Raw genomic sequence first — 10560 nt, forward strand, 5'->3', positions numbered from 1 at the left:
AATGAGCGAACTCACCGTCCACGGCGTGCGCGTGCCGATCTCCCCCGAAGAAGTCTCAGCCGAAATCTGGAATGCTCTGAAGTCCGGCAGCTACGAGGCCAACGAAGCGCGCCGGATTTCCCGTGCCGTCCGACCCGGCGATCGTGTCCTGGAACTTGGCGCCGGCTTGGGCGTGATCACATCGATCATCGCGTCGGTCACGGACGTCCGCGTCTGGAGCTTCGAGGCCGATCCTCAGACCACTCGGCTTGCCCAACGCGTCATCGAATTGAATTGCGACGGCAATGTCCTGCTCTCAAACGGCATCCTCGCCGCGGGGCCGCCCAGGACGGTTTCCTTCTTCCGGCGAGCGGATTTCTGGATGTCGTCGGGATTTGCCGACCAGGGACCTTACCAGCAGGTCATCGAGATCACGTCGCGGGACATTGATGCCTTCATAGCGAAGCACCGCATCAACGTCCTGGTCATGGACGTCGAAGGAGCCGAGCTGGAGCTCCTCCAGAATGCGTCACTGCCGGGGATAGAGCGCGTCTTCCTCGAACTGCACGACCACCTCTACGGCCTGTCAGGCGTTCAGACGATCACCACAGCCATGGCCCAGAAGGAACTGATCTACGATCCGCGGGGATCGAGTGGCCCCTGTGTCTTGTACTCGGTCGACGACGGGGAAAGGCAATTCGATGCGGAGGTTGCTCATGCGACGTGAAACATTCCTTGGCGCCGTCTCGGGGCTGTTAGCCTTCGCATCGACGGCCATCGCCGCCTACTCCGATCCCAGCATCCTGACCATCGAAGGTAGTCAGCGGACTGTTTCTGATCGATACCCCGTCGAGCGGCTGCGCTCGGACTTCGAGAACGTCGAGATCGAAACGCGCACGCCCTGGACCAAGCAAGGTGAGACCATCAGATTCCGGGGACCGAGGATTGCCGATGTTCTGATCAAGCATGGCCTGGAATCGGCCAGGTCGGTGCAGTTCATCGCCTACGACAATTTCACCTCGGAGATCCTGCTGGAGGAGATCCATAGCTACCAGCCGATCTTTGCGATCGACCGCGCCTGCGTTGGCGCGGACGTGCAGTCCGGCAGATGCAAGGCAGATCAGGAGTTCACTCCGCTATCCCCCAAGGAGCAGGGACCGATCTTTCTCGTCTGGCCCTATGATCAACTCCCAGCGGAATATGTACCCGCCCGCAATTCGATCTGGGTCTGGTTCGTGGTTGCCGTCAGGCGGGTAGAATGAGGAGGTATGCGCCGGGGCTCAAAGCCGCCCTCCCCTTCGCAAGCCTTGGTATCGCGCTGCTTCTCTGCGGCGGTGCTTTCGTCCGATCCGAACAGTATCGTGCCGAATCGGACCTCAACTACAGCCAGACATACGAGGTTCAGTGGCGGACGACGCAGATCCGCGAGCATCTTGCGCGGATCCACGGCGATCTTCGGCTGGCGGCGGCGACCAGCCGGATGCAAGCTGATCTCAAACGCCAGGTCTTCCTGCTTAATGCCAATGTCGACCAGCTGCTGAAGCTCGAATATGCCCCCAAATTCCTGGGCGACCGCGATGTTGAGCTACTGCGCGGCTTGCAGGCCGTAGCGAGCGACCATCTCGATCCAATACTCGAAGGCAGCACGGACTTCGGAGGCGCGCTTCAGGTCATGCCCGATTTGGAACAGCGGATGTTCGAGGTTTCCGGCACCGCGGTTGCGCATGCCGGGACATTGAACACGACGGCGCACATTGAAGAAGCGGCTTGGCGGAACAGGTTCCTGTTCGCGGTCGCGTTGGTACTTGCCGCCGTCGGCTACACGATCATGCACCTCCGAAACGCGCTCACTCGAAGGCAGGAGCAGCACCTAAGGTCGTTCTCTTCACTTTATGCGCACATGACACGGTCGCGCGTCACCGCCTTGAAGCTGTTTCTGGGTTACCAGGACGAGGAGAGCGTGAAGCACCCCGACATGCTGGCGCCGGCGAGAGAAGCGGTCCAGCAGTTGGAAGCCATCACAAACGGCCTCGCCGCAATAGCCTATGCAAACAGGGACACCCGCCGGGAAAGTCTGACAACGGTTCTGGACCAGCTGAAAACAATCGGTCCCTGCACGCTTCATATCCGCATCAGGCCCGGGGCCGCCCAAGCACTCGTGCCTGCTGCGCCGATGCGCCTGATCCTCGATGAGCTCGTCCAGAATGCCGAAGCCGCGCTTGTAGATCGGCCGAAAGGCCAAATCACGGTCGCCGCGAAGGTCAACGATCGCCGTTTCTCCAAGCGACGTGACCTGGTGGTCGAGGTTCTCGACGACGGCCCGGGCATGTCGGCCGACGTAATGGCGAAAGCGAAAACGCCGTTCTTTTCTACGCGTGCAGGCCGACACACCGGGCTGGGGCTGACAGGCTGTGCGCAGATGGCGGCGGCTTTCAACGGGACGTTGGTGCTCAATTCGGAATATTCCAAAGGTACGTCAGTCCGGGTTTCAATTCCGATCGAGCCCTTCGATTGTCACGAATGAGGTGGAATTGACAGCCGTGCAATGCGAAGAGTTTTGCTGCTATTTCAGCAGCATAGGCCCGGCGCGATACTCGCTCCGCGTCGCCTGCATGGTCATTGCACGGATGAGGGCGTTCTCAGTGAACCCTTGTCCGGTTATCTCAGAGCGCCGTATGCCGTTGGATGACGTTTACTTTCTGTTAACGAAAAACTTCTTGCTGGATCGTCCGAATCGGCCATTAATCACGCTTACGACGCAGTTCGCTGCGGAAAAGCGTTATTCCGGAAATGGGCGCCGATGAATGTAATGCCAGAGATCGATGTTGAGCTTGAGTTCGACGAAGAGATTCTCGAGCAAGGAGAGCTCATTTCCGACAAACTGAACATGCTGCGGCTTGAACAGTATCCTCCGGATGCATTGAAGGGACTGCGGCGGTTCTCGTCGGCCGAGGTGGCAGAGTTTCTTGGAGTTACCCAGAACCATATTAAGAAGCTGCATCTCGAGGGCAAGGGTCCTGCTCCGGACGTCTCAAGTTCCGGGCGTCGTTCATATACAGCACAGCAGATGTTGGAACTGCGTCACTACCTCGACAAACATGGCCGTTCGGACTTCAAGCGTTATGTGCCGCAACGTCGACTTGGCGAGCCGCTTCAGGTTATCTCAGTGGTCAACTTTAAGGGCGGCAGCGGTAAGACTACGACCGCCGCCCATTTGGCGCAGTATCTGGCGCTGACCGGGCATCGCGTGCTGGTGATCGACCTTGATCCCCAGGCGTCATTGTCTGCGCTTCACGGCGTGCAGCCCGAACTCGACAAGAACCTCTCGCTTTATGAAGCGCTACGGTATGACGAGTACAGGAAGTCGATTAAGGAGGTTATCCGCCCGACGAACTTTCCTGGCCTCGATATCGTGCCTGCCAATCTAGAGCTCCAGGAGTACGAGTACGAGACGCCGTTGGCGGCATCGAATCGAAATTCGCCAGAAGGCCGCTTGTTCTTTACGCGCATTTCCACCGCACTTAGCGAAGTCGACGATCGCTATGATGTCGTCGTGATCGATTGCCCGCCACAACTGGGCTACCTCACTCTAACGTCGCTGACGGCGTCGACATCCGTTCTTATCACTGTGCATCCACAGATGCTCGATGTCATGTCGATGAGCCAGTTCCTGCTGATGCTTGGCGGCATTCTCCAATCTATCAAGGAAGCCGGAGCCACTGTCCGGCTGAAGTGGTTTCGCTATTTGGTTACGCGCTACGAGCCCACCGACGGCCCTCAGGCCCAGATGGTGGGCTTTCTTCAGGCGCTCTTCAACAAGCGCATGTTGAAGAATCAGATGCTCAAGTCCACTGCCGTCTCCGACGCGGGGATTACGAAGCAAACCCTCTACGAGGTCGAGAAAAGTCAGTTTACTCGTACGACATATGAGCGAGCGATTGAGAGCTTGAACGCCGTAAATGCGGAAATCGTCTCCCTTGTTCACAAGGCGTGGGGGCGCAGATGATTGTCTTGACAGCCGTGCAGATCGGCAATTCGCCTTACAGTTTCAACACGTTCACGGGTCATCCTCGGTGTGCGAATGGCTAGAAAACACCTCCTCGCAAGCGTGACAGCTTCATTGAATGCTGAGAGATCACAATCATCGTCGGAAGCTCGATCCGAGTATACGAGGAAGGGTGCATCGCGTTCGATGCGGCAGTCTCTCGACGAACTTGCCGAGAGCAGCATGAAGATGCTTGCAGGTGAAACAGTCGTTTCGCTGGATCCAGCTGACCTCGATAGCTCATTCGTCGCCGACCGAATTGACGAAAGCGATGAAGAGTACGCACAGCTGCGAGAGGCCATCAAGCAGTCTGGCCAATCGACGCCGATCTTGGTGCGTCCGCATCCTGATGCTGCGGGTCGGTACATGATCGTGTTCGGTCATCGCCGGGCCAAGGTAGCGCGAGAACTCGGGGCTCTGGTTCGAGCGGTGGTCAAGCCGCTCGCCGATATCGAACACGTGATTGCGCAGGGCCAGGAAAACACCGCCCGGTCCGATCTGTCATTTATCGAGAAGGCGATGTTCGCGCAGCGATTGCTCGACCAAGGAATGACCAGGTCCACCATCAAGTCTGCTTTGACCGTGGATGATACGCTGCTCTCGCGCATGTTGTCTGTCGCCGGGGGGATACCTAAGCCCGTTCTGAGCGCTGTTGGTGCTGCCAAGGGAGTCGGCCGAGACCGCTGGGAAGAACTGAAGAAGCTGGTTCAGAATCCGACGAACGCGGAAAGATCGGTCGAGTTTGTCGAGGCCGACGAGTTCGCCAAGGCTCAAGACAGCGAGCAAGGATTCAATCTTCTTTTGAGTTTTCTAAAGAGCACTAGAACCCCGAGAAAAGCACGTGTCATTCCTGGATCGAAGGACTGGGCTCCAGAGGATCGATCACTCGTAGTCGCTGTCAATCCCGGGGCAGGCGGTCTCTCGCTCGAGTTCAAGGACAAGGGAGCAAAGCCTTTTGGCGAATGGCTCGCCAGGAATCTGGACAGCCTCTACGAGGCCTTCAGGAAGTCGGAAAATAGATAACGGAGATCGAACCAGCAAAAGAAAAAGGCCCCCGAACGTCACCGCGCGGAAGCCCTTCTCGTATTCTCTGACAAGATCGAGAATCGCAAATCCGCGAATCACTGTCAAGAGTCTCGGCGCTGTTTCGGCGAGCAGGTTTCTTTTGCCCAACGACAGGTGAGAGAGAATGCAGACGCATATCACAACGACGCCCTTTGGGCGGCGGCCGATGACGCTCGCTATGATGGCCAGTCAGGTCGCAGCGAACGCCATGCCGGAAGGCGCCAGCGTTCAAAAATGGCATGTCTTCAAATCCATACGTGAAGCCAAGGATCTGATCGGCGCCACAGATCGCTCGCTGGCGATCCTGAACGCGCTTCTCTCCTTTCATCGGGACACCGAGCTTTCGGCCGAGGGCGAACTCGTCGTGTGGCCATCGAACGAGCAGCTCATGGCCCGATCAAACGGCATGCCGGCGACAACATTGCGACGTCATCTGGCCGTCCTGGTCGATTGCGGGTTGATCATCCGCCGGGACAGTCCGAACGGCAAACGCTTTGCGCGCAAGGGCAGGGGTGGGCAGATCGAACAGGCCTATGGCTTCGATCTGTCGCCGATCGTCGCGCGAGCCGGGGAGTTCGCCGAACTGGCGGAGACGGTTCAGACCGAAAAACGCGCCTACAAGACTGCCAGGGAGCGCCTGACCTTGTTGCGCCGGGACATCGTGAAGATGATCGACGCCGGCATCGAGGAAGGGGTTCCAGGCAATTGGGGCAAGATGACCCGGACCTATCAAGCGATTATCGGCCGGCTCCCTCGAACTGCCCCCCGGCAACTTCTCGAGGATATCTGCGAGGACCTGGACCTGCTCTGGATCGAAATCCGTGACGTGCTGGAATCTTTCACGAAAACACAGAATCCGGACGCCAATGAGTCCCATTCCGGTCGCCACATACAGAATTCAAATCCAGACTCCATATCTGAATCTGAAAGCGGCTTAGGAGACCAAGAAGAAGCGGGTGGCAGCGCCGCGGAAAACGACAACCTGCACAGCTTGCCCAAACGGGAATTGCCCTTGGGGATCGTGTTGGACGCCTGCGGAAACTGGCGCGAACTGGCCAAGGATGGCGAAATCCGCAACTGGCGCGACTTTCTGGCGGCGGCGGAGGTCGCCCGGCCGATGCTGGGGGTCAGCCCCAGCGCCTGGCGAGAGGCCTGCGAGGCGTTGGGCGAGCGCCAGGCGGCGATCACGCTGGCCGCGATCTATCAGCGCGCCGATCAGATCAATAGCGCCGGCGGCTATTTGCGCAGCCTGACCGATCGAGCCCGCGACGGGAAATTCTCGGCCTGGCCGATGGTGATGGCTCTGTTGCGCGCCAAACTCGATGCCGAAAAGGCGGCCGCCCAGACCCGTGGCGCACCGCCGGACGATGGCGACAAGAGGGAAGGACGGCTCGAAGTGTCGGAGGCGCTTCTCAGAAGTTTGCGCAGGCCAAAATCGTGAGGCCGGATGGATCGGTGCGTACACAGACGGCCTGTCGATGGTACGGCTGCGCGCGGGGGTCGAGCCAGAGGCTCATTCTTCGCCTACGAGACCGTCGAACGCCTCAAGCAGGGCATCCACAATCGCCTGACCAAGTGCCTGAGCAGTCTCGCGGGTTTGGGCCTGGTCCCCGTTGCGGGAAGCGGTGGCCAGATTCGAACCTTGATCGGTCAGGATCGCATTGGCGCGATCGATCGCCCACTGTGCGAAATCGTCTCGGCTGTCGACGATCCTGGGTTCCATTACAGCGCGCTCCGGCGTTTACCTTTCCTTCGGCCGATCCGGCTAAAGTCAGGGCGCGCGATAGGTGTTGCGTTCGCGCATATTCAATCATGGCGTCTCAGGCCCTGCTCGACAAAGCGTTCCGCTTTGCCCGGTCGAAGAAGTCACTTGACGCCTGAGGGAGCCGCGTAAACGGTCACGCAGACCTCCCAGATGGCCGGAGATTCGAGCGGGATTCAGGCAGTCCAAGGATCGAATAGCTCGAAGGCAAACCCCTCGAAATCCTTCGTGTTGCGGGTCGCCAGGGTGAGATTGTGTGCTAACGCTGTGGCGGCGATCAAGCCATCCATGGATGACAGACCGCGACCGCGACGCTTCGCTAGGGCCATCAGATCGCCCCAGGCCAGAGCGATCGGCTCGTCAATATGGAGAACCCTTTGCTCGAAACGCCGCGGCAGATCCTGCGCCAGCCATTCGGCCAGAGTCTCGCGTTTCCGGCCTTCGTCCATGAGGGCGACGCCGCGCCGGATTTCGGCAACCGACACCACGCTGATGAACGAACGGTCCTCATCGAGCTGGTCCAGCCATTCCAGAACCCTTGGGTCGGGGGCCGGCTTCGTAACCTCAGACAGGACATTCGTATCGAGCAACAGCCTCACAGCCGCAGATCACGCGGTTCGTCGCGCTGACGCTCGAGGTCGAGATCGGCGCCACGCAGCGGTGAGTCCATAAGGAACTCTGCAAGCGTGCCCCTACGCACCATCTTGCGCTGCCATTCCTCGGCCGAGACGACAACGACACTTGGCTTGCCGTTCCGGGTGATCGTTTGAGGCGCAGACTGCGCGCGCTCGATGACTTCCGACAGCCGAGCTTTGGCTCCGGCGACGGTCCAGTTGGTATCTTCTTTGGGTGCGGATAACATCGCTGGCCTCCATGACCACTATGACTATCCTGACTATATGGGATTGCCAATACGGCTGCAACAGGAGAGGGGAGGGGGTTTCAGAGCCCTGATGCCTTGGTGAGATTGACGCGGAAACGATCGCGCCGCCGCTGGTACTTGCGGGTCATTTCGGCCGAGGCGTGGCCGAGTTGTTTTTGCACGTAGCGCTCATCGACTTCGGCCGAGGAAGCAAGTCCGGCGCGCAGTGAATGGCCGGCAAAGAGCTTGGCGCGTTCGCCTTCCGAAAGATCGCCGCGCACGCCGGCGGCAAGCGCCGCGCGCTTGACCAGACGGGCGACCTCCTGGTCGTTGAGCCGTTCGGCGCCGACCGCTTTTCCCTTGCCGGTGACGCGGCGGAACAGCGGTCCGTGCGCGACGCGGCCGAGCTTCAGCCATGTCTGCAGCGTGACGACCGGGCAGGTGGCGTCGGAAGAGCCGCGGCCGATCTCGACCTCACGCCAGCCGGTCTTGCCCCGCAGCGTCACCAGCATGCCTTTGTCGAGGATTTCGATCCAGCCGCGGCTGTCCTCCGTCTGGTCGCGGCCCACATCGAGACCGACGATCTCGGAACGGCGCAGGCCGCCGGCAAAACCCAGAAGCAGCATGGCGCGGTCGCGCAGGCCGCGCAGCGAGCCGCGATCGAGCGTTTCCAGCATGGCGATGAGATCTTCGGGCAGGATGGCTTCCTTTTGCCGGGGCGGGGCGGCGTGCTTGTTGCGGATGCCGGCCATGACCGTGGCGATATGGCGGTCCTTCCTGTCGAGCGGCTGGCCGCGCTGCGTATAGTTCCACGTCAGCGAGGAGAGGCGCCGCTCGATCGTGGACACGGAGTACGGCTTCCTGTCGCCGGTCGCCTTTCCTGAGGCGCATGCAGTGATGTAGAGGCCGACGGTCTGCGGGTCGGGCGGGAACATCTCGACGCCCTGCCGGCGGCACCAGCTGGCAAAATGCTTCCAGTCCGAGGCGTAGGCGCGCCGCGTGTTGGTCGAGCTTGCTGCCTCGACATAATCGCGGGCGCGATCGGCCAGCGCGTCGAGATGCGCCGGCAGGCGCGGATTGGCGACGGCCGGAAGAGGGGAGGGGGCTTCGGCTGAGAGTTCTTCCGGGGCGCGACTCATCTCCATGACGAGGTCGATGATGTCAGGCAGGTCGCTGTCCAAATCGTCGGCGGCGATCGGCACCGAAGCCTCGGCCGACACCTGCGCATCCGAAACACCATCTGCCGGCCCCGTGCTGTGGGGCGGTGCGGAGGGTCGCGCGAGGCGATTTTCGGGCTTCTGCTCGACGTTTTGGGCCATTTCTCATATAAAGAGCAAAACAAGCGATAATGCAACATTATCGTTCGTTATGTGTTTCCGACAGGCGCGGCGGATTATTGGCAAAACCATTGTCAAAAGCGCCGTCGCGATTCATCATGGTCGGCGATGATTCTGCGCCCCAAGCCACCCCTGTCCGTTGCACTTGCGACAGCCGACACCGCATCGGCCGCTGCACCGTTACCCGTGCCGACGTGGCTCCGTCGCGCCAGCCCGGGCGCGGAGAGCCTTGCGGACAAAGACGTTGAGGACGTGGCGCTCGCTGCCGGCGCCACCATCGGCCTCCTCGATCAGGTCGTGCGCCGCCGCGAGCGCTGGGCCGGCGCCTGGCGGCAGCGGCTGGCGCTTGCGGCGGCCGCGGTCACAGCGCGGCAGGCCGGCCGCGTCGAGGATTCTTTGGCCCTGCGCGACGCCGTGCTGCTCACACGACCGGGTGACGATGTGGGGCCCGCCGGCATTTTGCTCCTCGCCTGGCGTCGGTTGGCATCTTGGCCGGCGGAGAAATTGCTGACCCAGGCAAGCATCGGCGCGGTGTTGGAAGAACTCGGCTACGCCCCGGATGAAGAGGTGGTCAGCGATCTGGTGGGGGAACTCGGTCAGATCGGCGGCGGGGCAGAGACGGTCGGGATGCTGACCGGTGCTTTTGTGGCCGCCGAACGCTATGGTTTTGGGCCGGCTTTCGGCGCCTGGCTCGCCGACGCCTTGCTGGCGCAGCGGATGGGTTGGGCGCATGCGCTGCCACTCTTGGGCACCGAGGCGACTGCGGGCTCCCGTACGGGCCGCCCGCGCAGTGGGCTCACCGTCGTCACGGCTGCGGGAATCGAGACGAACGGGGAGGGGGCAAAAAATCTGCTGGCCGCGCAGGCGCGCGCCGCGCTGCGTGCGATTGATCTTTCCGCCGAACTCGAGCGCCGGGCGAATCGGCTGCTTGCCGTCGCGCCAAAGCTCAGGGCCAAAGCGGCGGACCTGGTCGTCGAACGACTCCTGTCCGACGACGCGATCATCGCATCGGACAAGATCGCCGGCATGAGCGATCGCGGCTTGCGCCGGCTGTTCGACCGGCTGGTTGAGCTCGGCGCTGTGCGCGAGCTGTCCGGCCGTCCGACCTTCCGCATCTACGGGCTGTGACGACCATGGCGGAGGCAGCACGCAGGCGAGGGGGGAGCCGGTCAGATGACCGTCGATCAGGCGGACGGCGATCAGCTGACCAGCTGTTTGACCGGGAGCTGGATCACCTGCCGCCGGAAGCGCGTTGGCGCGAATGGATGCACCGCTGCGAGGCGACGATTTTTGCGGCCAACGAGCCGGTCGGCCGCGAGACACTGGCGCGGATCGTCGGCAAAAGCTGCAGCATCGACCTGTTGATCGACGACATTCGTGAGGAACTGCGCGGCCGCCCCTACGATCTCGTCGCCGTCGCCGGCGGTTTCCGGCACCTGACCCGGCCGGCCTATGCCGACGCCATCCGCGCCGCTGTCGGCACCAGCGAGCGGGCGATCAACCTCAGCGA

The 10560-nt window shown here is 61.2% G+C and carries 12 protein-coding genes; 8 read left to right on the top strand and 4 right to left on the bottom strand.

Annotated features, from left to right (window positions below):
* Position 1: 1 nt before the first annotated feature.
* The 6 genes from C7T96_RS21100 to repC all read left to right on the top strand — a co-directional run bounded on the left by C7T96_RS21100 (position 2) and on the right by repC (position 6530).
* A complete protein-coding gene (locus tag C7T96_RS21100; RefSeq protein ID WP_106573231.1) occupies positions 2–706 on the top strand; it encodes an FkbM family methyltransferase in 705 nt (234 codons plus the stop codon).
* On the top strand, positions 696–1241 hold the full coding sequence (locus C7T96_RS21105; protein ID WP_106573250.1) for a hypothetical protein: 546 nt from the start codon (positions 696–698) through the stop codon (positions 1239–1241). The genes C7T96_RS21100 and C7T96_RS21105 overlap by 11 nt, the downstream gene beginning before the upstream one ends.
* Positions 1238–2503: a HAMP domain-containing sensor histidine kinase gene (locus C7T96_RS21110; protein WP_106573232.1), complete on the top strand. Its 1266-nt coding sequence runs from the start codon at positions 1238–1240 to the stop codon at positions 2501–2503. Before C7T96_RS21105 ends, C7T96_RS21110 begins: the two co-directional genes overlap by 4 nt.
* Positions 2504–2779: 276 nt before the next feature.
* On the top strand, positions 2780–3985 hold the full coding sequence (gene repA / locus C7T96_RS21115; RefSeq protein WP_072608370.1) for a plasmid partitioning protein RepA: 1206 nt from the start codon (positions 2780–2782) through the stop codon (positions 3983–3985).
* A 75-nt stretch (positions 3986–4060) separates the two neighbouring features.
* Positions 4061–5047, top strand: coding sequence for a plasmid partitioning protein RepB (gene repB, locus C7T96_RS21120; RefSeq protein ID WP_106573233.1), 987 nt, complete (start codon positions 4061–4063; stop codon positions 5045–5047).
* Between the two features lie 166 nt (positions 5048–5213).
* A complete protein-coding gene (gene repC / locus C7T96_RS21125; RefSeq protein ID WP_106573234.1) occupies positions 5214–6530 on the top strand; it encodes a plasmid replication protein RepC in 1317 nt (438 codons plus the stop codon).
* Positions 6531–6602: 72 nt separating this feature from the next.
* Here the strand turns inward: repC and C7T96_RS21130 are convergent, their stop codons facing one another.
* From C7T96_RS21130 to C7T96_RS21145, 4 genes are all read right to left on the bottom strand, one after another.
* Entirely contained in the window at positions 6603–6812 is a 210-nt protein-coding gene (locus tag C7T96_RS21130) for a hypothetical protein (RefSeq protein ID WP_106573235.1), read from the bottom strand.
* 215 nt (positions 6813–7027) lie between these two features.
* Positions 7028–7450: a type II toxin-antitoxin system VapC family toxin gene (locus tag C7T96_RS21135; RefSeq protein WP_106573236.1), complete on the bottom strand. Its 423-nt coding sequence runs from the start codon at positions 7448–7450 to the stop codon at positions 7028–7030.
* Positions 7447–7713, bottom strand: coding sequence for a type II toxin-antitoxin system prevent-host-death family antitoxin (locus C7T96_RS21140; RefSeq protein WP_106573237.1), 267 nt, complete (start codon positions 7711–7713; stop codon positions 7447–7449). Before C7T96_RS21140 ends, C7T96_RS21135 begins: the two co-directional genes overlap by 4 nt.
* 80 nt (positions 7714–7793) lie before the next feature.
* Positions 7794–9032, bottom strand: a complete 1239-nt coding sequence (locus C7T96_RS21145) for a site-specific integrase (RefSeq protein ID WP_106573238.1) — start codon at positions 9030–9032, stop codon at positions 7794–7796.
* 126 nt (positions 9033–9158) lie between these two features.
* Here C7T96_RS21145 and C7T96_RS21150 point away from each other — a divergent pair, with 126 nt between their 5' ends.
* Positions 9159–10178, top strand: coding sequence for a DUF1403 family protein (locus C7T96_RS21150; protein WP_106573239.1), 1020 nt, complete (start codon positions 9159–9161; stop codon positions 10176–10178).
* Between the two features lie 5 nt (positions 10179–10183).
* On the top strand, positions 10184–10560 hold a 377-nt coding region (locus C7T96_RS21155), incomplete at its 3' end, for an SMC-Scp complex subunit ScpB (protein ID WP_146149222.1).

Source organism: Nitratireductor sp. StC3 (assembly GCF_003015025.1).
Classification (GTDB): Bacteria; Pseudomonadota; Alphaproteobacteria; order Rhizobiales; family Rhizobiaceae; genus Mangrovimarina; species Mangrovimarina alexandrii.

Coding starts and splice junctions, on each gene's coding strand:
- C7T96_RS21100 (WP_106573231.1), top strand. CDS start 2: ATGAGCGAACTCACCGTCCACGGCGTGCGCGTGCCGATCTCCCCCGAA.
- C7T96_RS21105 (WP_106573250.1), top strand. CDS start 696: ATGCGACGTGAAACATTCCTTGGCGCCGTCTCGGGGCTGTTAGCCTTC.
- C7T96_RS21110 (WP_106573232.1), top strand. CDS start 1,238: ATGAGGAGGTATGCGCCGGGGCTCAAAGCCGCCCTCCCCTTCGCAAGC.
- repA (WP_072608370.1), top strand. CDS start 2,780: ATGAATGTAATGCCAGAGATCGATGTTGAGCTTGAGTTCGACGAAGAG.
- repB (WP_106573233.1), top strand. CDS start 4,061: ATGGCTAGAAAACACCTCCTCGCAAGCGTGACAGCTTCATTGAATGCT.
- repC (WP_106573234.1), top strand. CDS start 5,214: ATGCAGACGCATATCACAACGACGCCCTTTGGGCGGCGGCCGATGACG.
- C7T96_RS21130 (WP_106573235.1), bottom strand. CDS start 6,812: ATGGAACCCAGGATCGTCGACAGCCGAGACGATTTCGCACAGTGGGCG.
- C7T96_RS21140 (WP_106573237.1), bottom strand. CDS start 7,713: ATGTTATCCGCACCCAAAGAAGATACCAACTGGACCGTCGCCGGAGCC.
- C7T96_RS21145 (WP_106573238.1), bottom strand. CDS start 9,032: ATGGCCCAAAACGTCGAGCAGAAGCCCGAAAATCGCCTCGCGCGACCC.
- C7T96_RS21150 (WP_106573239.1), top strand. CDS start 9,159: ATGATTCTGCGCCCCAAGCCACCCCTGTCCGTTGCACTTGCGACAGCC.